The 20,075-nt window shown below is 73.0% G+C and carries 17 protein-coding genes; 5 read left to right on the top strand and 12 right to left on the bottom strand.

All coding sequences use genetic code 11. The annotated features are described in order from the left end of the window. Nucleotides 1–110 precede the first annotated feature (110 nt). Both AOM46_RS16070 and AOM46_RS16065 read left to right on the top strand, forming a co-directional pair. Complete coding sequence (locus tag AOM46_RS16070) at nt 111–1,043, top strand: peptidoglycan-binding protein (protein WP_234313800.1); 933 nt, start codon at nt 111–113, stop codon at nt 1,041–1,043. 46 nt (nt 1,044–1,089) lie between these two features. Then, entirely contained in the window at nt 1,090–2,682 is a 1,593-nt protein-coding gene (locus tag AOM46_RS16065) for an amidohydrolase family protein (RefSeq protein ID WP_062211840.1), read from the top strand. Between the two features lie 5 nt (nt 2,683–2,687). Here the strand turns inward: AOM46_RS16065 and AOM46_RS16060 are convergent, their stop codons facing one another. Further along, nucleotides 2,688–3,533 (bottom strand): NAD(P)H-binding protein, encoded by an 846-nt coding sequence (locus tag AOM46_RS16060; RefSeq protein ID WP_062211837.1) that lies wholly within the window; start codon nt 3,531–3,533, stop codon nt 2,688–2,690. A gap of 103 nt (nt 3,534–3,636) precedes the next feature. Here AOM46_RS16060 and AOM46_RS16055 point away from each other — a divergent pair, with 103 nt between their 5' ends. Then, on the top strand, nt 3,637–4,596 hold the full coding sequence (locus tag AOM46_RS16055; protein ID WP_062211834.1) for an AraC family transcriptional regulator: 960 nt from the start codon (nt 3,637–3,639) through the stop codon (nt 4,594–4,596). Nucleotides 4,597–4,978: 382 nt separating this feature from the next. On the opposite strand, the gene AOM46_RS16050 is transcribed toward AOM46_RS16055, so the two are convergent. From AOM46_RS16050 to glnII, 5 genes are all read right to left on the bottom strand, one after another. Further along, nucleotides 4,979–6,922, bottom strand: a complete 1,944-nt coding sequence (locus AOM46_RS16050) for a hypothetical protein (RefSeq protein WP_234313799.1) — start codon at nt 6,920–6,922, stop codon at nt 4,979–4,981. A 701-nt stretch (nt 6,923–7,623) separates the two neighbouring features. After that, complete coding sequence (locus AOM46_RS16045; RefSeq protein ID WP_062211829.1) at nt 7,624–8,268, bottom strand: response regulator transcription factor; 645 nt, start codon at nt 8,266–8,268, stop codon at nt 7,624–7,626. Between the two features lie 96 nt (nt 8,269–8,364). Continuing rightward, nucleotides 8,365–9,411, bottom strand: coding sequence for a phosphatidylinositol-specific phospholipase C domain-containing protein (locus AOM46_RS16040; protein WP_078856866.1), 1,047 nt, complete (start codon nt 9,409–9,411; stop codon nt 8,365–8,367). A gap of 246 nt (nt 9,412–9,657) precedes the next feature. Then, nucleotides 9,658–10,956: a sensor histidine kinase gene (locus AOM46_RS16035; RefSeq protein WP_062211823.1), complete on the bottom strand. Its 1,299-nt coding sequence runs from the start codon at nt 10,954–10,956 to the stop codon at nt 9,658–9,660. Nucleotides 10,957–11,272: 316 nt separating this feature from the next. Beyond that, complete coding sequence (gene glnII / locus AOM46_RS16030) at nt 11,273–12,295, bottom strand: glutamine synthetase (protein WP_062211820.1); 1,023 nt, start codon at nt 12,293–12,295, stop codon at nt 11,273–11,275. 271 nt (nt 12,296–12,566) lie between these two features. On the opposite strand from glnII, the gene AOM46_RS16025 reads away from it, so the two are divergent. Beyond that, nucleotides 12,567–13,460 (top strand): Gfo/Idh/MocA family protein, encoded by an 894-nt coding sequence (locus AOM46_RS16025; RefSeq protein WP_062211817.1) that lies wholly within the window; start codon nt 12,567–12,569, stop codon nt 13,458–13,460. Nucleotides 13,461–13,481: 21 nt separating this feature from the next. Here AOM46_RS16025 and AOM46_RS16020 read toward each other — a convergent pair whose 3' ends face one another. The 6 genes from AOM46_RS16020 to AOM46_RS15995 all read right to left on the bottom strand — a co-directional run bounded on the left by AOM46_RS16020 (nt 13,482) and on the right by AOM46_RS15995 (nt 18,863). Then, nucleotides 13,482–14,426, bottom strand: coding sequence for a helix-turn-helix domain-containing GNAT family N-acetyltransferase (locus tag AOM46_RS16020; RefSeq protein ID WP_062211814.1), 945 nt, complete (start codon nt 14,424–14,426; stop codon nt 13,482–13,484). A 113-nt stretch (nt 14,427–14,539) separates the two neighbouring features. Then, on the bottom strand, nt 14,540–14,941 hold the full coding sequence (locus tag AOM46_RS16015) for a DUF2795 domain-containing protein (RefSeq protein WP_062211811.1): 402 nt from the start codon (nt 14,939–14,941) through the stop codon (nt 14,540–14,542). Nucleotides 14,942–15,274: 333 nt separating this feature from the next. Then, nucleotides 15,275–15,883 (bottom strand): TetR/AcrR family transcriptional regulator, encoded by a 609-nt coding sequence (locus tag AOM46_RS16010; RefSeq protein WP_067226279.1) that lies wholly within the window; start codon nt 15,881–15,883, stop codon nt 15,275–15,277. Between the two features lie 96 nt (nt 15,884–15,979). Further along, nucleotides 15,980–16,549, bottom strand: a complete 570-nt coding sequence (locus tag AOM46_RS16005; RefSeq protein ID WP_062211805.1) for a hypothetical protein — start codon at nt 16,547–16,549, stop codon at nt 15,980–15,982. 115 nt (nt 16,550–16,664) lie between these two features. Beyond that, nucleotides 16,665–17,786 carry a ribosome small subunit-dependent GTPase A gene (gene rsgA, locus AOM46_RS16000; RefSeq protein WP_078856864.1) on the bottom strand — a complete coding sequence of 374 codons (1,122 nt, stop codon included), beginning with the start codon at nt 17,784–17,786 and terminating at the stop codon, nt 16,665–16,667. 249 nt (nt 17,787–18,035) lie between these two features. Next, nucleotides 18,036–18,863, bottom strand: coding sequence for an alpha/beta fold hydrolase (locus AOM46_RS15995; RefSeq protein WP_062211802.1), 828 nt, complete (start codon nt 18,861–18,863; stop codon nt 18,036–18,038). A gap of 268 nt (nt 18,864–19,131) precedes the next feature. Between AOM46_RS15995 and AOM46_RS15990 the strand changes: the two genes are divergently transcribed. Beyond that, entirely contained in the window at nt 19,132–20,037 is a 906-nt protein-coding gene (locus tag AOM46_RS15990; protein ID WP_062212691.1) for a transglutaminase-like domain-containing protein, read from the top strand. Nucleotides 20,038–20,075: the final 38 nt, after the last annotated feature.

The raw sequence follows: 20,075 nt of genomic DNA, 5'->3' as shown, positions 1-20,075 counted from the left end.
GCCGCTGTCGGCCTCTGGCCCGTTCGGGGAATGATCCCTAACCTGTGCGCAATGATCGCGTACATGTCATGAAGGGGATCGTCTCGATGCGTCTGAAGCGACGAAGTCCGTTGGCTTCCACCGGTGTCACGCTACTGCTCGCCCTGCTGTTGGCGGCTCTTCTACCCGCGTCGACAGCGGCGGCGGCGCTGCCGGCCTGGCCGTCCGTCAGCCAGGGGGCGAGCGGCGCCAACGTCACCACCGCGCAGTACCTGCTGCGCCACCACGGCCACAACATCGCCGCCGACGGCCAGTTCGGGCCGGCCACCGCGGCGGCCGTGACCAGCTTCCAGAGCAGCCGGGGCCTGCCCGCCGACGGAGTGATCGGCGCCCAGACATGGCCCCGGCTGGTCGTCACCGTCCAACAGGGCGCGAGCGGGGACGCGGTCCGGGCGGCCCAGGTCCAGCTCAACAAGTACGGCGCCGGGCTGACGATCGACGGCAACTTCGGCCCGTTGACCGACAACGCCGTGCGTTCCTTCCAGAGTTCACAGGGCCTCGCGGTGGACGGCCAGGTGGGCCCCCAGACCTGGCAGAGCCTGCTCGGCGGCGGCGGAGGCGGCGGCCCGTCAGGACACGCGCTGCCGCTGGACCGTTCCGCCGCCCCCCGGAGCGACTACGCCCAACCGCACTGGGGCAACACCCCCGCCATCGACCTCATCGTGACCAACCTCCCCACCTACGCGGTCACCGGCGGCCGGGTCGAGCACTACAGCAGCACCAGCTGCGGGATCGGCATCCGGCTGCTCCAGCCGGACGGCTCCCGGTTCGTCTACTGCCATCTCTCCGCCCGCTCCACGGCCGACGGCGCCCAGGTGTCCGCCGGGACCAGGGTCGGCACGACGGGTGACACCGGCAACTCGGGCGCCCCGCACCTGCATATCGAGATCAGGACCAGCGACGGCCTCGCCCGCTGCCCGCAGAACTACCTGCTGGCGATCTGGGACGGTCGACAGCCGCCGGGCCTCACCAGCCTGCCGACCAGCGGCTGCACCACCGGCTGACGCCCCCGAGGGTCCGCCCCGACCGGGTTACGGCAGTCTGGTGCGCATGACCGATCTGGTGATCAGGGGCGCCCGACTGTTCGACGGAACGGGCGGGCCCGAGCGGCGGGCCGATGTGGCGGTCACCGACGGGCGGATCGAGGCCGTGGGCGGCCCCGGGCTCGGCGGACGGCGGGTGCTGGACGCCCACGGGCTCGCCCTGAGCCCCGGCTTCGTCGACATGCACGCGCACTCCGATCTGGCGCTGCTCACCGAGCCCGAGCACCTGGCGAAGGTCGCCCAGGGCGTCACCTGCGAGGTGCTGGGCCAGGACGGCCTCTCCTACGCCCCCGTCGACGAGCGGACCCTGCCCCAGCTGCGGCGGGCCGTCGCCGGCTGGAACGGGGACCCGCCCGGGTTCGACTGGGACTGGCGGAGCGTCGGCGGCTATCTCGACCGGCTGGACCGGGGGATCGCCGTCAACACCTGCTATCTGGTGCCGCACGGCACCCTCCGGATGCTGGCCATGGGCTGGGCGGCTCGGCCGGCCGAGGAGGCCGAACTCGCCCGGATGCGGGAACTGTTGGCCCAGGGGCTGGCCGAGGGCGCGGTGGGCCTGTCCGCCGGGCTCACCTATCCGCCCGGCATGTACGCCCCGGACGCCGAACTCGTCGAGCTGTGCCGGGTGGTGGCCGCCCACGGCGGCTTCTTCGCCCCGCACCACCGCTCCTACGGCGCCGGCGCGCTGGCCGCCTACGCCCAGATGATCGAGGTGGCCAGGCGCGCCGACTGCCCCCTGCACCTGGCCCACGCCACCCTCAACTTCGGCGTCAACAAGGGACGTTCGGGCGAGCTGCTGGCGCTGCTCGACGCCGCCCTGGACGCCGGGCTCGATCTGACCCTGGACAGCTACCCCTATCTCCCCGGCTCCACCACGCTGGCCGCGCTGCTGCCCAGCTGGGCCGCCGAGGGCGGCCCCGAGGCCACCCTGGCGCGGCTGCGTGAGCCGGCGGCGCTGGCCAGGATCCGGCACGATCTGGAGGTGGTCGGCTCGGACGGCTGCCACGGGGTGCCGGTGGAATGGGAGACCATCAGCGTCTCCGGCTCCCGCGATCACACGGCCGTCGGACTGACCGTCGCCGCCCTGGCGGCCCGCGCCCACCGGGCCCCGTTCGACGTCTACCGGGAGCTGCTGCTGGCGGACGAGCTGTCCACCACCATCCTGCAACTGGTCGGCGACGAGGAGAACGTGCGCGCCGTGATGCGCCACCGCGCGCACACCGGCGGCAGCGACGGACTGCTCGGCGCGGCCCGCCCACACCCCCGCGCCTTCGGCACCTTCCCGCGCTATCTCGGCCACTACGTCAGGGAGTTGGGGGTGCTGGGCCTGGCCGAGTGCGTGGCGCACCTCACCGGGCGCCCGGCCCGGCGGCTGGGACTGGCCGGACGCGGCCTGGTCCGCCCCGGCCACCACGCGGACCTGGTGCTCTTCGATCCCGACACCGTCGCCGACACCGCCACCTTCGAGGAACCGCGACAGCCGCCGACCGGGCTCCCGTACGTCCTGGTCGGCGGCGTCACCGTACTCGACGACGGACGCCCCACCGGCGCGCTCCCCGGCCGCGCCCTGCGCCGCCGCCCCGACGGCACGGTGCGGTAGCCGGGTCAGGCGCGCCAGGCGCCGGCGGCGGCCGCGTCGGCCGCGAAGGCGGCGAAGCTCCTGGGCTCCCGGCCCAGGGCCCGCCGCACGCCGTCCGAGAGACGCGCGTCGAGACCGCGCGCCAGCGGGGTCAGCGCCAGCCCGAACTCCCGCGCCTCGTCGGCGTTCCAGCCGTCGGCGACCAGCTCGGTGACGAACTCGTCGACGGTCAGCGGGGTGTAGCGGACCTGCTTCCCGCTGGCCAGGGAGATCTCCGCCATGGCCTCGGCGAGGGTGAGCGACGCGGGCCCCGACAGCTCGTAGACCGCGCCCTGGTGCCCGTCCTCGGTGAGCGCGGCCACCGCGACCGCCGCGATGTCCTCGGCGTCCACAAAGGCCGCCGACGCCTCGCCGCCCGGGATCCGCAGATCGCCCGAGCGCACCCAGTCGCCGAGGTACCCCTCGCTGAAGTTCTGGCTGAACCAGGAGGGGCGGATCACCGTCCACGTCAACCCGCTGGCGCGCAGCGCCTCCTCGCCCGTCACATGGACGATCCCGGCGGGGTGGCCGGGCGGCAGATAGTCCGGGTCGTCCACGCCGCGCCCGGAGAGCAGCACCACCCGTTCCACGCCGGCCTCGGCGGCCCGCCGGAGGAAGGGCCCGGTGAGCCGGGTCCCGTCCAGCGGGACGAGATAGAGCCGCCGCACCCCGGCGAGCGCGGCGGACCAGGTGTCGGGGTCGTGCCAGTCGAAGGGCCGGGCGGCGGAACGGGAGGCGACGCGCACGGGGTGCCCGGCGGCGGTCAGCCGCGCGGCCACCCGCCGTCCGGTGATGCCGGTGCCGCCGACGACGAGGATCGGGTTCTGGGTCATGTCACCAGCCAACGGCACCGTCCGACGCCGGGCCATGTCCGACCGGCTCGGGTGGATGTCCACGCGTCTTGCCCCTCCGCCCTGGGCCCCTACCCTGGGCCCCATGACGTGGATCGTCGCCGACCGGCCGGCCGAGGCGCCCGAAGTCCCGGGGGCTCCCGATGTGTTGGCCGATCTGCTCGACGGGGTGCGGGCCAGGGGCGCGTTCTTCGGGGAGGTCGGCCTCGACCCGCCCTGGGGCCTGCGGTTCGCCACCGGCGCGTCGCTGACGCTCACCACCCTGCGGAGCGGCGCCGGCTGGCTGGTCCCGGCCGAGGGGGAGCCGTTCCGGATCGACGCCGGCGATGTGGTCCTCTCCCGGGGCCCCGCCGCCTTCACCGTCGCCGACCGGCCCGGGACCCGCCCCGGCCATCGGGTGACGGGCACCGACTACTGCGCGGATGCGCCCGGCCGCTCCTGCCGGGTGGGGCCGCGCGGCGGCACGGTGCTGCTGAGCGGCGCCTACCAGGGTGGCGGCGCGGTCGCCGAGCGGCTGCTGCGGACGCTGCCCGAGACCTTGACCCTGCCGGCGGACGCCAGGCCCGAGCCGGTCCTCGAACTGCTGACGGCCGAGCTGCGCCGCGCCGGCCCGGGCCAACGAGCCGTCCTCGACCGGCTGTTGGACCTGGCGCTGGTCTCCGTGCTGCGCGCCTGGCTGGCCCGGGCCCGGCCGGCCGCGCCCGGCTGGTACGCGGCCGGCGCCGATCCGGTGGTGGCCCGGGCGCTGGCGCTGCTGCACGCCGCCCCCGAACGCCCCTGGACGGTGGCCGGCCTCGCCGGCGCGACGGGGGTGTCGCGTGCCTCCCTGGCCCGCAGGTTCGCCGGGGCGGTCGGCGAGCCGCCGATGACCTATCTGACGGGCTGGCGGATCGCCCGCGCCGCCGATCTGCTCCGGGAGACCGACGCGACGGTGGCCGCCGTGGCACGCCGGGTCGGCTACGCCGACGCGTTCGCGCTGAGCGCGGCGTTCAAACGGCTGCGCGGCGTCTCGCCGACCGCGTACCGCCGGGCCACCACGGGCTGAACGCGCGCCGGTACAGACGACGTTGGGCCCCTCCCTGCCGGAGAGGGGCCCGTACGCCGGGTCTGCCGCGATCTCAAGGGGGAGGCCGGCAAGGGCATCAAGATCACACAGAACACTGGTGGAACAGAGCAGAAATTAACGGAAGAACGCGAAGCTGACTAGGTAACACGTGCACATCCGTTGGTACCTGAGTGGTTGACGGGCCGCTGCCGGTCGACGTCGATGGCACGCGATCCCGGCCGAACGGGCGCGTGAGGCCCTGACGGCCCTCCGCTCGACCGGGACCCGACAGGCAAGCTAGCAGCCCGCAAGATTTTGCGAAAGACTTTGCGAGACGGCCGACTTCGACGCCGTCGGCCGTGCCCTGGGCCGGGCCGGCGGCTCAGTCGCCCAGCATCACCAGCTCGCCGCCGTCCGCCAGCTTGCCCGTCAACCGGGCCTGGACGCCCTCCTCGGCCGGCAGCGCCATCGTGCGGCCCTCCCGTCGCCCCGTCACCCCGCCGTGGGCGGCGATCTCCGTCACCTGCTCGCTGCCCGCCGCCAACAGGAACCAGGACTCCTCGGGCGAACGCCACAACAGACCGCTGAGCACCCCGGGATCGCGCGGCCCGCAGGCCGTGCCGTCCTCCACCCGCGCCGTCACCACCTCGTGCCCAGGCGTCTCCGACGACGGATCGACAAACTGCGTCCAGGCCCGCGCCCCCGTGCCCCGCCAGGTCTCCGCCCGGCCGCACACCCAGCGCGCCGTGCCGCCCTCGTGCGGCAGCGACTGCTCGGCGAACTCCCAGGCGTTCACCGACCGCACCCCGCCCCCGCTCACCAGGGACAGCTGGCAGGCCACCCGCGCCCACTGCCCACGGGACGAGGTCGGCGCCGCCCCGTCCTGGCCCACGCCAGGCGCCCCGTGCGTCAACAGCGCCGGCGTCAACTCGCCCAGATCCGCCAGCAGAAACGGCCGCTCCACCCCCTCGGCCGTCAGCTCAAGCGCCGGGAAGCTGTCGCACGCGGTGTCCCCTGACGAGGTGTGGATGGGATCCGTCACGCCCTGCTCGTCCACCGCCAACCCGGCCGCCGGGCGCTGCGGTTCGAGCAGTTCGGCCACCGACACCTCCGTCACCCAGGGCGCCGTGAGATAACGGGTGTTGCCGTCCCCGCGCTGCACCACCACGGCCGAGGAACCGGCCAGCTCGGCACCGTCCACCCGGGCCAGATCCAGGGCGACGCCGCCCTCCCTGGCGCCGGTCGGCTCCGCGTAACGCACCAGTCGCAGCCCGTCGTACAGCATCACCACCGAGGCGCCGCCCACCTCCCCGGCGAACAGCAACTGCGCGGGCCCCGGCGGCGGACCGGTCTGCGTCCCCGGCGTCGACGACACCGTCACCTCGTCGCCCGGCCGCGCCCAGACCGCCAACGCCCGGCGCAGCAGACCCGTATCGTCCAACGAGGAGCCGCGCGCCGGCCACACCGAGAAGTCCGTCCGCGCCGCCTGCCGCCAACCGTCCGCCGGAATCCGCCGCAGCCCCTGCGGATCGAGCGCCGCCTCGGCCGCCGTGTTCTCGCTGTACGGGGGCGCGGCCGGCCCGTCGGGGCCCCAACCCTCGGGCAGCACCGCCATGGTGGTCAGCACCAGCGCCAACGCGGCCCCGCCGACCAGGGCCGTCCTGGTGTACTGGCGGCGGCGCAGCAGATCCGTCGGACGCGCCTGGAGCGCGCAGGGATCCGTCAACGGCACCGCGCCGTCCACCTCGTCGGCGGCCCGCAGCGCCGCGTCGATCCGCTCCTCCGGCTCCCCGGCGGCGGCCAGCAACAGCCGCGCCTCCGATGCCGGCAGGCCGTCGACCCGGCGCAGCGCGTAGACGGCGCGCGCCGCCGGCTCCAGCCCGCCGAGCCGCTGCTCCAGCGCGATCTCGTCCGACTCGCCGGCCCGGGGGAACAGCCGCAGCCCCCACACCCGGGGCAGCGGCGACGGCGCGCGCGGCAGCCACCGCAGCTCGCGCCCCGCCAACCGCGCCGGCCGCTGCGCGGCGAGCGCCGCGCGCACCACGCGCAGCCGCAGGAACACATAGCCGGCGTCGGTGCCCCGCCCCTGCTCCGCCGAGCCGTCCCGCTGCGCGGGCAGCACCGGCGGCACCTCGTCCGCCTCCGCCGACTTGCCGCGCGGCAGGGCCCGTTGGGCCAGCGCATGCGCGCTGAGCACCCGCCGGTGCCGGCCCAGGGAGGGCGGCAGGATCAGATAGCCGATCCTGACCAACCTCGGATAGTGCTCGACCAGCGCGGCCTCCGCCTGCTCAAGCGCCAGGGCGGGCGCGGCGCGCCGGGTGTCCACGGGGGAAATGTCACTGGAAGCCACACCCGCCCAAACGAGCCGCCCACCCAGCGGTTACGCGGCGCGCTGGCTTGGCGGGTCCTCGGGTGCGGCGCGCTGGCCGCGTCGGCCTTGCGGCCTGGCGCGGGCGTCGGGTGGCTTGGCGGCCTTGCGTCCTGGCGTGGGTGGCGCCATGTCTGCCGGGGGCCTGGTTGGGCTGGTGGTGGTCGGTTGGGCCTGCGGCGGGCTGGTGTGCTTCTCGCTGTTCCGGCCTCCGGCCGTTGCCGTCCAGCGCGGTGCGCTGGCCGCGTCGGCCTTCGGCCTGGCGGGGGTGTTGTCGTGTCTGTGGGTGAGGGCTCCGATCGGGCCCGTGGTGGTCCGTTGGCCTGCGGCGGGCTGGTCTGTTTCTCGCTGTTCCGGCCTCCGGCCGTCGCCCTTCGGCGCGGTGCGCTGGCCGCGCGGGCTTGGTGGGTGGTCGGGCGCGGGGCGCCGGCCGCGTCGGCCTTGCGGCCTGGCGCGGGCGGCGCCATGTCTGCGGGGGCCTGGTTGGTCTGTGGCGGGCTGGTGCGCTTCTCGCTGTTCCGGCCTCCCGGCCGTCGCCGTTCGGCGCGGTGCGCTGGCCGCGTCGGCCTTGCGGCCTGGCAGGCAGTCGCGTGCGCGGGCCTTGCGGCCCGGCCCCGGCCGCGCACGGGTGTCGTTGCTCCGCGCTGCCCGCGTTAGGGCTACCGTTCCAGGTAGGCGAGGACGGCGAGGACGCGGCGGTTGTCGTCGTCGGAGGGGGGGAGGCCCAGCTTGGCGAAGATGTTGGAGGTGTGCTTGGCGACCGCGCGTTCCGTCACCACCAGTCGTTCGGCGATGGCCGCGTTGGAACGGCCCTGTGCCATCAGCTCGATGACCTCCAGCTCACGCGGAGTCAGCTTCTCCAGCGGCGAGTTGTGGCCCTTCTGGGCCAACAGCTGCTGAATCACCTGCGGATCCATCGCCGTACCGCCGCTCGCGACCCGGCGGACCGCGTCGATGAACTGCTCCGCGTCGAACACCCGGTCCTTCAGCAGGTAGCCGACGCCGCCGTGGCCGTCCGCCAGCAACTCCCGTGCGTAGAGCCGCTCCACGTGCTGGGAGAGGACCAGCACCGGCAGCCCCGGCTGCTCACGGCGCGCCTGGAGCGCGCACTGGAGCCCCTCGTCGGTGAACGACGGCGGCAGCCGGACGTCGACCACCGCGACGTCCGGCTTCAACTCGGCCAGCGCGCGGGTGAGTTCGGGCCCGTTGTCGACGGCGGCCGCCAGTTGGAAGTCATGCGCCTCCAGCAGCCGGACCAGCCCGTCCCGGAGCAGAAACAGGTCTTCGGCAACCACAACCCGCACGGAACTCTCCGTCTCTCGAACCACGCCCGACCGGCCCTAGCCTATGCGCTGTGCGCTCCAGGGCCGGCCCCCCGGCACACCGCCGGGTTCGTGGGGTCAGTGCGGGACGACGGTGGAGAGGACGGACGGGAGTCCGTGCCAGTCGGAGCTGGCCACGGCCGCGCCGCCGGCGGCCAGCTCGGCGACCCGGTTCAGCGCCTCGGCCTCGGTCGGGTTGGTCGCGTCGATCGGCGGCGCGACATTGTGCGCGTTGGTCATCACCAGCAGGTAGTTGCGGTCGGTGTACCAGCCGGTGTCGACCTCGGGGCCGAGGAAGACGTTCGCGTCGCCGTCGAAGACGACGAACCACGGCCGGATGGACTCCTCCGCGTAGCGGGTCTCCCTGGGGTCGCCGGCCTCGGCGTGGTGGACGGCGGGGAAGGCGGTGGACTGCGCCAGCGAGCCGGCGGCGGCCAGATCCCGCAGGTGGCGGGCGTACTCGACGTCCGTCCAGAGGTTGTCGAACGGGTTCCCCTCCTCGACGGTTCCGGGTATCAGATGGATCAGGAACCTGCCCGCCAGCTCGTCCCTGGTCGGCCAGCCGTCGGCGGTCACCGCCGCGTCCAGGGTGGGGTGGTCGCCGGCGAGGTCGCCCGGGCCGAAGACCGCGTCGCCGAGAGCGTCGTTCACCAGGGCGTCGAACGCGGCGGGGCCCCGACCGAGGTTGTCGGCGAAGCCGTCCTTCATCTCGATCTTCAACAGGATCGGCCGGTGGCCGGGGTTGGCGTCGTGCCAGGTCCTGATGTCGGCCAGACAGCCGGCCAGGCTCTGGTTCCGCGAGCCGGAACGTAGCTCCTCCGGGCTGGTCGCGCCCACGCAGTTGTTCTGGTTGCCGAACGGGTTGTCGTGTCCGACGCGCCAGCCGGAGCCGAAGAAGTTGGTCCAGACGTCGATCTCCAGCATGCCGGCGCCCGAGTCCAGGGCGTCGGCGAAGTAGGGGAACGCGCTCTGCAGGTAGGCGTTGTGCACGCCGACCGAGGTGCTGGCCGAGTAGGCCGCCGGCCCGGGCTCGGCCGCGTGCACCCCGCTCGCCGCGACGAGCACCCCGACACCGCCGACCGCGACCGCGCCGCCGACCCGTCGCATCCTTGCCGTCCGCCTCATCGAACTCATCGAAGCCGCCTCCGCTGTGTGGGTGGGGAAGAGCCGCAACACGGCGTCAGCGTAGAGCAGTTGACATGCTCGCGAAATGATCCGAAGGCGAACTCCCGGAACACGCACGGTGGCTGGGGGAGCCGGCGGCGGCGCGTCGGTCAGGGGGCGCCGTTTCCCGGGTTCCCGGCGTCCTCCCGGCGTCGGCGGCCGTCATGGCGGCACCCCGGGCTCGGGGGAGCGGGGGCAGCCGGCGGCTCAGTCCGCTCTGACCTGGCCGTTCGGGGTCAGGGCGCAGGGGATCTCGATGGTGACCAGGGTGGGGCCGCCCTCGGGGCTGCTGACGGCGAGGACGCCGTCGAAGGAGCCGAGGCGGCGTTGGAGGCCACGGAGGCCGCTGCCGCCCTCCAGCGTCGCGCCGCCCCGACCGTTGTCGGTGACCGCGATCCGCAGGGTGTGTTCCTTGTGGTTGTAGTAGATGTCCAGCCAGGCGCGTTCGGCCCGCGCGTGCTTGGCCGCGTTGGTCAGCACCTCGCTGATCGCGAAATAGGCGGCGGACTCCACCGACTCGTCGAGCCGCCCCGGCAGCTCCACGTCCACCTCGACGGGCAGCTGCATGCGCAGCGCCAGGGCCCGGGCCGCGTCGCCCAGGCCGCGTTCGGCCAGCACCGGCGGGTGGATGCCGCGCACCAGATCGCGCAGCTCGGTGAGTGCTTCGGCGGAGTTGGCCCGCGCCTGGGCCAGCAGCTTCTTGGCCTGGTCGGGATCCTTCTCGATCAGCGCCTCGACCGCGCCCAGGCTCATGCCCATCGCGACCAGCCTGGCCTGCGCGCCGTCGTGCAGATCCCGTTCGATGCGCCGGAGTTCGGCCGCCGAGTTGTCCAGCGCGTCATGCCGGGTCTCCTGCAGCCTGGCCACCCGCTGCGCCAGCAGCTGCTTCTCCGGCGCGCCGATCAGCACCCGGGTGAAGTGGAAGTGGAGATGCAGGATCAGCGGGTTGTAGCGCAGGCCGGTCGCCAGCAGCAGGAGCCCGATCAGGCCGGCCAGCATGGCGGTGAGGAAGTTGCTCACCGGGACGAAGGCCCACCAGTAGGTGCCGATCGCGTTCACGATGGGCACCCAGACGCCGGCCGCGAGGACCGGACCCCAGACGCCGTAGCCGAGCAGCGAGAACGGCAGCAGGGCCAGGATGAACCCGACGATCGCGTCGGGCAGCAGCCAGAGCGCGTCGCGCCAGGTCGCCGGGTCCTTGAGCAGCCGGATCGCCCGGTCGACCTGCCCGGCGATCCCGCCGCGCGCGTCGTGCGGCACCGGCCGGTAGGCCACCGGGATGGTGATGCCGTACCAGTCGTTGGCGTACTTCCTGCGCAGATTGGCCTGCGCCCGGACGGCGACGATCACCACCGGCATGGCCAGCAGCCCGACCCCCAGCGGCACCAGTACCAGGCACACGACGAAGAGGACGAACAACAGCAGCGACGCGCCGATCGTCAGCACCGTCAGCAGCAGTCCGTACGCCGCCGCCAGCAGGCCGTCTCGCGCCCGTTCCCGGTTCATTGTGCCTGTCCAACCCCTTCGTGGTGTGCCATGCCCCACCCGCGACCACAGTCTGTCGCGTTCCCGAGGGGAACGTAACGGGGGGAGACCCCGGGGGCGCGGTGGTGCTGAGTACACCCGGATATGCGCCGCGCGCGCCAGTCGGGGGGGCGCGCGGACATACCGAAGGCGCCCGCCGCGAGGGCGAGCGCCTTCGGTGTCCCTCCGATGCCACGCCCGAGCTGCGACCGTGGGCCGAAGGGAGTCTCCGGGAGAAGGACCGTCGATACGACGAGGGCTGTCGATACGGCGAGGGCCGTCGGCGACGGCGGCCGGGTCAGACCAGGCCGGCCCTGTCCAGCTCGGTGCAGCAGGTCTCCACCAGCAGCCTGGTCACCACGTACGGGTCGCAGTTGGCGTTGGGGCGACGGTCCTCGATGTAGCCCTTCTTGTCCCGCTCCACCTGCCACGGGATGCGGACGGAGGCGCCCCGGTTGGAGACGCCGTAGCTGTACTCGTTCCAGGGGGCCGTCTCGTGCGCGCCGGTCAGCCGGTCCTCGACGCCCACGCCGTAGTTGCTGACGTGCTCAAGCGGCTTGCCCTCCAGGCCCAGGGCGTCGCAGGCGGCGATGATCGCGTCATAGCCCTCGCGCATCGCCTTGGTGGAGAAGTTGGTGTGCGCGCCGGCGCCGTTCCAGTCGCCCTTGGCCGGCTTGGGGTCCAGGGTGGCGGAGACGCCGTAGTCCTCGGCGGTGCGGTAGAGCAGCCAGCGGGCCACCCACAGCTGGTCGGAGACCTCCAGCGGGGAGAGCGGGCCGACCTGGAACTCCCACTGGCCGGGCATGACCTCGGCGTTGATGCCGGAGATGCCGAGACCGGCCTTGAGACAGTTCTCCAGGTGCGCCTCGACGATCTCCCGACCGTAGATCTCGTCCGCGCCGACGCCGCAGTAGTAGCCGCCCTGCGGCGCGGGGAAGCCGTTCTCGGGGAAGCCGAGCGGGCGGGAGCCCTTGAAGAAGGTGTACTCCTGCTCTATGCCGAAGATCGGCTCCTGCGCCGCGAACTGCTCGGCCAACGGGCGCAGCAGCGCACGGGTGTTGGAGACGTGCGGGGTGTCGTCGCCCGTGTTGTAGACCTCGCACAGCACCAGCAGGTGCGCGCCGCCGCGGATCGGGTCCGGGTAGCTGGCGACCGGCTTGAGGACGCAGTCCGAGGCGTGGCCCTCCGCCTGGTTGGTGCTGGACCCGTCGAAGCCCCACTCCGGCGGCTCCACGCCGTCCGCCAGGATCTTGGTCTTGGAACGGAGCTTCGCGGTCGGCTCCGTGCCGTCGATCCAGATGTACTCGGCCTTGTAGCTCACGGTCCTGCTCCTTGGGAGGTCGACGGGAGGTCTTCGCGGGTGCGTCCTTGCGTCTGCGGCCACCTTCGCCAGGGCCGATTGCCTTCCAGTTGCCCGGTTGTTAAGGCGCTGTGAACGAGGGCTCAGGCCATCGAATAGCGCTCCGTGCGCGGGCTCTGACGCGCGGCTGGTTAGGCTGGGGCGCCGGATCGCGTGCTCAACAGCGGCCCGGGAACGGCTCGGGAAATCCCAGGAAACCCCAGGCAAACCCCAGGAAAGGGGCAACGCGGAGATGAGGATCGGCCTGCTCGGCACCGGACCATGGGCCCAGCGCACTCAGGGTCCCGGGCTCGCCGAACATCCCGGCGTTGAGTTGGTCGGGGTCTGGGGGCGCCGCCCGGAGGCGGCCGGCGGGCTGGCGACGGCGCTGGGCACCCGCGCGTACGAGGATCCGGACGCGCTCTTCGCCGACTGCGAGGCGGTCAGCTTCGCGCTGCCGCCGGACGTGCAGGCGCCGTTGGCCGCGCGGGCCGCCCGGGCCGGCTGCCATCTGCTGCTGGACAAGCCGGTGGCCACCTCGGTCGCCGCCGCCCGTGAGGTGGCGGACGCGGTCGCGGAGGCGGAACGGGCCTCCGTCGTCTTCTGCACGCTGCGGTTCGCCGTGGAGACGGCCGCCTGGGTGACCGCGCAGTGCGGCTCCGACGACTGGCTGACGGGCCGCGCCGACTGGTACTCGGCGGCGTTCGGCGGCGCCGACTCGCCCTATGTGGACTCGATCTGGCGCCGGGAGCGCGGCGCGCTCTGGGACATCGGCCCGCACGCGCTCTCGCTGTTGCTCCCGCCGCTCGGCGATGTGGCCGACCTCGCGGCGGTGCGCGCGACGCGCGGCCCGGGCGACATGGTGCACGCCACCCTGCGGCATGTCTCCGGGGCGTCGAGCTCGCTGTCGCTGAGCCTCACGGTGCCCCCGCAGGCCGCCGGCGTCACCGTCGAACTGCGCGGCGCCGCCGGCGTCTCCACCCTTCCCGAGCGGGGGAAGGACGGCGGCCCCGCGCGAACGTTCCAACGGGCCGTGGACGCGTTGATCGCGTCGGCCGGCGGCGGTGCCGCCCACCCGTGCGACGTCCGGTTCGGGCTGCGGATCACGGAGATCCTGGCCGCCGTGGAACGGGCCCTCGACAGCTGAGCCGGCCACGCGCCCGAGGTGTCAACGGGCCAGGTCCAGCGTCCAGTTCTGGCCGATCTCGGGGCGGCCGAAATCCGTGTGCGGGGCGCTGTCGGTCAGGGTGAACCCGGCGGCCCGGTAGATCCGGCGGGCATGGCCGAGGCTCTCGTTGGTCCACAGGGTCAGCCGGTCATAGCCGGCCGCCCGGGCGAACTCCACGCATCGGGCGGTCAGCGCCGCGCCGATGCCCAGGCCCCTGGCATGCGGCTCGACCAGCAGCAGCCGCAGCCGGGCGGTCGTGCTCCCCGACTCGTCCGCGACGCAGAGCACCGAGCCGACGGGTTCGCCTTCCCATTCGGCGATCCACGCGGCCTCCGCGGCCGGGTCGCCGTGTCGCGCGTAGCGGGCGACGACCTCGGCGACCAGCGCCTCGAAGGCGCCGTTCCAGCCGTACTCCGCCGCGTAGAGCGCGCCGTGCCGCTGCACCACCCAGCCCAGCTCGCCCGGTGCCGGCGGGCGGAGTCGGGGGTCGGCGGCGGGGCGCGGGGCCAGGCCGAGCAGCCGCGCCAGGGAGCGGACGGCGGCCCGCAGCCGCGCCTGCTCGGCGGGGGAGAGACGGCGCACCAGGGCGCCGGTGACCTCCTCGGACCTGCGGTCCAGCAGCGCCGCCGCCTCCCGGCCCGTACCGCTGAGCGCGATCAGCTGCCGGCGGCCGTCGGCCGTGTCCCGCTCCCTGACCAGCAGGCCGGCCGCCTCGGCGCGGGACAGCAGCCGGCTGAGCTGGCCGGCGTCCATGTCCAGCCGCTCGCGGAGCGAGGCCACCGGCATCCGGCGGCCGGCAGCCAACTCGTAGAGCACCCGCGCCTCGGGCAGCGAGTACGGGGTGCCCAGCCGGTGCCGGTAGTCCAGGGCGCCGATCAGACGGGTGTAGTCCCGGTTGAACTCCCTGAGCGCCCCGACGACCTCCGTAGTTGTTTGATCATTCATTGACTCAGTCAAACGTATACGGTGGGACCGCGTCAACGCCCCCGTGGTCGCTGCCTGTTACCGGCGCGGCCCGGCCGGCGGTTCCCGCCGGCCGGGGGTCGGCCAGGGCTCGGTCAGGCGCGGGGGTGGTGGCCGAGTGCGACGGCCACCTCCTGCACGTTGTGGTAGGCGTGCTCGCCGGGCAGATCGTGCCGCACCGTCTCGACCAGCGGCTCCGGGGCGTGGTTCTCGTCGAGCGCCGCCAACACCTCGGGCCGGTCGGCCGGGAAGTCCGTACGCCGCAGATAGCGGGCGAGTTCGAAGCGGAACGCCTCGTCGGCCCGTTCCCGCGCGTCGTTGCCCGTGCCGGGGCGCACCGGGCCCGAGGCCAGCGGGGGATCGTCGTCGGCCGCCGGTTCGGGGTCGTGCCACTCCTCGGCTCTGGTCGGCTTCTCGCCCTTCAGCATGCCCTGAAGCTCATGCTTCATCTCGTCGTCGCGACGCGGGCTGTACTGGTCGCTACCACGCTGTTGCATGGCTTCCTCCTAACCCTTCGGGAGCGCTCCGGGTACCCGGGGCGGCGCGTTCCACACGGGGCGGCGCGTCCCGCCGGGGCTCGCGCGCCGGTGGTGGGGACCCGTCGGACCACGGCGGTGTTTGCCCGGCGGCCGGGCGGGGAAACCGGTCAGTCCGGGTCGGTGAGCGGCCTTGAGAAGAGGAAGAAGCTCCGGGGCGGGGAATTCAGGGGCCCCTCCCGGAGTGCTTCTCGCGTGAAACCGCCACCGGTCCGTCGAGTCCCCCGGGGGCGCGACATCCACTGCGCCTCGCGCCCTCCGGCCGGGACCCCGCCGCACAGCTCGAAGACCGGCCTAGCTCTCGCCGCCCCCGGCGTGGGCGCCGAGCAGGGACGCCAACTCCGAGTCCAGGCAACGGTCCTCGTCCAGCACCGGGTCCGGCAGGACCCTCGGTATGGCCCGGGCCAGCTGGGCCCGGCCCAACTGGCCGCAGTAGGCCCGGGCGGCGCGCAGCCTGGCGTCCTCCTCGGGCAGGTTGAGCGCCGAACGCAGCACTCCTGACAGCGCGTCCAGGCGCAGCGCTATCACCCGCTCCAGAACGGCGGCCACCCGTGGCTGGTCGGCGGCGGCGAGCAGCGCGACCTCCGACCGGTCCAGGGTGGCCCGCTCCGCGATGCTACGCAGCAACTCCCTTACCAGCGCGGCTGGTTCGATCCCGTTGGCGTCCAGAGTCTGGTTCAGCTCGCGAGCCGAGCGGGCCTCCCACTCGGCGAGCGCGGCGTCGATCAGCGCGTCCCGGCTGGCGAAGTGCCAGTAGAAACTGCCCTTGGTCGCGCCGAGGCGCGCAGCCAGTGGCTCGATGGCGATGGCGTTGAGACTTCCCTCGTCCCGCAGCGCGTCGAGCGCGGCGTCGGCCCAGTCCGCAGCCGTCAAACGGCGTCGGGCCCCCCGTCGTTGTGACATGGGAGAAAGGTAACGTAAAGTTAAAACCATGCGGCAGGGTATGGAGATATACCCGCATATGCCCCCCGGCGGATGCGGTGAGACGGTGGGCGCCCGCTAGCGTTCCTGCTTCTCCAGTGCGCTCCCCTCCAGTCCGTCCAGCGTGGCCGGCGCCGGACCCTCCGTGCGGACCTGCTCCACGCCGTGCAGCGACTCCCGCAGATCGGCGAGCCAGGTGTCGGTGTGCCGCTCCACCAGGCGCACGCACCAGGCCAGCGCGTCGCTGCGGCTGCGGGCCACGCCCCCGGCGATCAGGGTGTCGAGCACCAGCCGCTCGGGCTGCTTGAGACGGGTCATCACCGGGGCCGAGATATGGGTGAACATCTCCTGGCTGTGCCCGCAGCGCGCCCCCCACGAAAGCTGGCGCCGGAAGCGGAGTTGCGCCTCCCGCGCCACCTCGACGCGCTGCATCCTGGTGCGCTCGCGGAACTCCGTGATGCGCCCCTCGCAGGCGGCCTCGAACTCGGTCGTGGAGGCCCCCGGGGGCAGCTGCGGCTCCGGGATCCGGCCGATCAGGGTGATCTCCTCGCGGTCGGCCGAAACCTCCACGAGCTCGGTGAACCAGGACTCCGGCAGCCGCCCGGCGAACCAACCACGCAGCTCCTGCCGCCCCTTGTCTGTAATCATGTAATCAATATTACGCCAGCGTCGCTGCGACGGGTGGGGCAGGGGTGCCACAGGTAATCCCAACGCCCCGTGGACGCCCGGCAGTTGGCCGAGCGCCCACGGGACAGGGCAGGTTCTAGCGTGGTCTGCCGCGGAACTGGTAGGTCGCCCGCTGGTGCCGGACGATGGCCTTCCGGTGCTGGGCCAACTCGGCCCGCAGGCGCGCGTCGGTCCTGGAAGCCGACCAGACGTTCTCCCGCAGCAGCTTGCGGTAGCTGGCCAGCCGCCGTTCGGGCAGCTCGCCGGCCTCGATGGCCGCCAGCACCGCGCAGCCGGGCTCGGACCGGTGCGCGCAGTCGGCGAACCGACAGTCGGCCGCCAACTCCTCGATATCGGCGAAGACCTGCTCCAGGCCCTCGGCCGCGTCGAAGAGCCCGACGCTCCGCAGCCCTGGCGTGTCGATCAGCACGCCACCGTCCGGCAGCGGCACCAACTCCCGGCGCACCGTGGTGTGTCGACCCTTGCCGTCCTGGTGACGCACCGCGCCGGTGGCGAGCAACTCCTCGCCGAGCAGGGCGTTCCCCAGCGTCGACTTGCCGGCGCCCGAGGACCCGAGCAGGACCACCGTCCCGGACAGCAGCGCCGTCAGGACGTCGATCCCCTCGCCGCTGACGGCGCTGGTGGCCACCACATCGGCGCCCGGCGCCACCGCGCCCGCCTCGGCGACCAACTCGGCGCCGGCATCGGCCTGATCCATCTTGGTGAGCGCCACCACGGGGCGGGCGCCGCTCTCCCAGGCCAGGGCCAGCAGCCGTTCGAGCCGGCCGGCGTCAAGACCCTGCGCGGCGGAGACCGCCAGCACCACCGTGTCCACATTGGCGGCCAACACCTGGCCCCTGGAGTCGCGGGCGGCCGACGCCCGCACGATCGCCGTCCGGCGCGGCAGCAGCGCGACCAGCCGGGGTTCGGCACCGGGACGCAACGCCGCCCAGTCGCCGGTGCAGGCGCCGGGCACGGCCCCGCTGTCGGCGCGTGTCGCGCCCTCCGCGGTCAGCACCTCGCACCGGCCACGATCGACCCGCACCACCCGGACCGGCACCAGCCCGTCCCGCCGGTGCGCGGCGAACGCGTCGTTCAGCGACGCGTCCCAACCGTAGGCGGAAAGCCCGAAATCAGGGGAACTTTCGTCGCGTTGTTTGTCGGGGTGTTCGTTACGTCGTTCGTCAGGCTGTACTTCATGTCGTACTTCGGAACTCATGGAGGAGAGACCCTTGGGAAAGGGGTCCCGCGCGCGGTGAAGTGCGTCAGGCCGGGACCCGGGAGACAAGGACGTTCCGGGTGCTGCGCAGCGCAGCCGTCATCAGCACAGCCATCGTCCTCACCTCCCGTCCTCAGGGCCCCTCGTGCGGGCCACCGCCGTCGACGCCGGTCACCGTACCACCGTTGCGCCCCGCCGCCCATGGGACAGGGCGTGCGGGGCACGGGGTCCGGTGGTCCGGGGGCCGCCTCAGTGCTTGAGGAAGGTCAACAGGTCCTCGTTGAACTGCTCCTTGAAGCCGGGCACGTTGGCCAGTCCGTGCGGTGCGCCCGGGTAGACCTTGAGGGTCGCGTCCGGGATGATCTCCACCGACTTGCGGGCCGCCGCGTCGATCGGCACGATCTGGTCGTCGTCGCCGTGGATCACCAGCGTGGGGACGTCGATCCGGCGCAGGTCCTCGGTGAAGTCGGTCTCCGAGAAGGCCGCCACACAGTCCAGCGCGCCCCGGATGCCCAGCTGCATCGCCATCAGCCAGAACGCCTCCTTGTTGCCCTGGGTGACGTTGTTGTCCGGCCGGTTGGCGCCGAAGAACATCTCGGTGAGATCGATGTAGAACTGCGACCGCTCCTTGCGGATGCCGTCCCTGATGTCGTCGAACACGCCGATCGGCGTGCCCTCCGGGTTCTGCGGGGTCTTGAGCATCAGCGGCGGCACCGCGCTCAGCAGCAGGACCCGGCTGACCCGGTCGGTCCCGTGCCGGCCGATGTAACGGGTCACCTCGCCGCCGCCGGTGGAGTGGCCCACCAGCGTGACGTCCCGCAGGTCGAGCTGTTCGATCACCTCGGCCAGATCGTCGGCGAAGGTGTCCATGTTGTTGCCGTGCCAGGTCTGGGTGGAACGGCCGTGTCCGCGTCGGTCGTGGGCGATGGCGCGGTAGCCGTTCTCGGCGACCAGGTTGAGCTGGTCGTCCCATATGTCGGCCTGGAGCGGCCAGCCGTGGGAGAAGACCACGGGTGTGCCGATGCCCCAGTCCTTGTAGTAGATGTGCGCCCCGTCACGGGTCTTCACAAAGCTCATCGGTGCCTCCTCGAATGTCCTTCGGGCAGCCGTACAGTCCGGCGGGCCGGGCGCCCAGCTGCGCGCGAGGCCCGCTCCTTCGAACGTAGGAGCATCCGCCATTCGGCGCAAAAGCGGTGCTACCGGTCGGTAGCGGACAGGCTCGGTCGCCGGCGGCACTGGACAGAACCCCGGAAATGTTGGCAACGTGAGGGCATCGCCCATTATCGAACGCGTGGACGATTTTCTGGTTTCCCGCACCGCTTCGACCCTGGGGGGTCCGTCCGTCATGCCGTCAGCCGTTCACCTCGACCCCGAGGCCGCCGCCTTCTACACCACCCAGAGCACCTTCTCCGACCCGGGCGCGCTGGTCGGGCTCTATGCCGAACTGCCGCCCGATCCGACCCGACTCGCCCATATCGCCCGGGGGTTGGTGATCCACCGGTTGGAGGGGGAACACCTCGACTACGCGATACCGACCGACCGGCTGCACGACGACGCCGAGACGCGGTACGTCGACGACATCCTCCGGATCATCGTTGAACGAGACGACGCGCCACTGGATCGGGAGCGCCCGTACTCCGACCGTTTCGTCGGCATCTGCCGCGACTTCGCGCTGCTGTTCTGTTCGTTCCTGCGCCATGTCGGCATCCCGGCCCGGCTGCGCTCCGGATTCGCCGACTACTTCGCCGACGACGGCTTCCACGCCGACCATGTGGTCACGGAGTACTGGGACGAGACCAGGGGCTGGCTGCTGGCCGACCCGAATGTCGCGACCACCCCGCCGGACGGCATCGACCCGCTGGACGTGGACCGCGACCGCTTCCTGGTCGCCGGCACGGCCTGGCGCGCGATCCGGGAGGGCCGGGCCGATCCGGCCACCTTCGGCCTGCGCACCCCCGAACTCGACCTCACCGGCGAGTGGTTCGTCTGCGGCAACGTCCGCCTCGACCTCGCGGCGCTCAACCGCTCCGAGACCCTGCTCTGGGACGTCTGGGGCGCCGGCGCCGACGACGACGCCTCGATGACGGACGAGATCCGCGCCCTCTACGACCGCGTCGCCCAACTCACCCACGACGACGTCCCGTTCGCCGCCGCCCGGGAGCTGTACACCAGCCACGAAGGGCTCCGCACCCCGAAGACCGTCCTCTCCATCGCCACCTTCAACGGCCCCTCCCAGGTCACCCTCCGCTGACACCACGAGGGCCGCCACCCCCAGCCGTGGGGCGGCGA

The organism is Streptomyces sp. NBRC 109706 (assembly GCF_000974485.1).
Lineage (GTDB): Bacteria > Actinomycetota > Actinomycetes > Streptomycetales > Streptomycetaceae > Streptomyces.
Note: the sequence above shows the minus strand (reverse complement) of the source record. Positions and strands in the feature narration are given on the sequence as shown.

Excerpts from the sequence above, each read along its gene's own strand:
- AOM46_RS16060 (WP_062211837.1), bottom strand. The coding sequence starts at position 3,533 with ATGACCCAGAACCCGATCCTCGTCGTCGGCGGCACCGGCATCACCGGA.
- AOM46_RS16025 (WP_062211817.1), top strand. The coding sequence starts at position 12,567 with ATGAGGATCGGCCTGCTCGGCACCGGACCATGGGCCCAGCGCACTCAG.
- AOM46_RS16005 (WP_062211805.1), bottom strand. The coding sequence starts at position 16,549 with ATGATTACAGACAAGGGGCGGCAGGAGCTGCGTGGTTGGTTCGCCGGG.
- AOM46_RS15990 (WP_062212691.1), top strand. The coding sequence starts at position 19,132 with ATGCCGTCAGCCGTTCACCTCGACCCCGAGGCCGCCGCCTTCTACACC.
- AOM46_RS16020 (WP_062211814.1), bottom strand. The coding sequence starts at position 14,426 with ATGAATGATCAAACAACTACGGAGGTCGTCGGGGCGCTCAGGGAGTTC.
- AOM46_RS16055 (WP_062211834.1), top strand. The coding sequence starts at position 3,637 with ATGACGTGGATCGTCGCCGACCGGCCGGCCGAGGCGCCCGAAGTCCCG.
- AOM46_RS16040 (WP_078856866.1), bottom strand. The coding sequence starts at position 9,411 with ATGAGGCGGACGGCAAGGATGCGACGGGTCGGCGGCGCGGTCGCGGTC.
- AOM46_RS16065 (WP_062211840.1), top strand. The coding sequence starts at position 1,090 with ATGACCGATCTGGTGATCAGGGGCGCCCGACTGTTCGACGGAACGGGC.
- AOM46_RS16010 (WP_067226279.1), bottom strand. The coding sequence starts at position 15,883 with ATGTCACAACGACGGGGGGCCCGACGCCGTTTGACGGCTGCGGACTGG.
- AOM46_RS15995 (WP_062211802.1), bottom strand. The coding sequence starts at position 18,863 with ATGAGCTTTGTGAAGACCCGTGACGGGGCGCACATCTACTACAAGGAC.
- AOM46_RS16035 (WP_062211823.1), bottom strand. The coding sequence starts at position 10,956 with ATGAACCGGGAACGGGCGCGAGACGGCCTGCTGGCGGCGGCGTACGGA.
- rsgA (WP_078856864.1), bottom strand. The coding sequence starts at position 17,786 with ATGAGTTCCGAAGTACGACATGAAGTACAGCCTGACGAACGACGTAAC.
- AOM46_RS16015 (WP_062211811.1), bottom strand. The coding sequence starts at position 14,941 with ATGCAACAGCGTGGTAGCGACCAGTACAGCCCGCGTCGCGACGACGAG.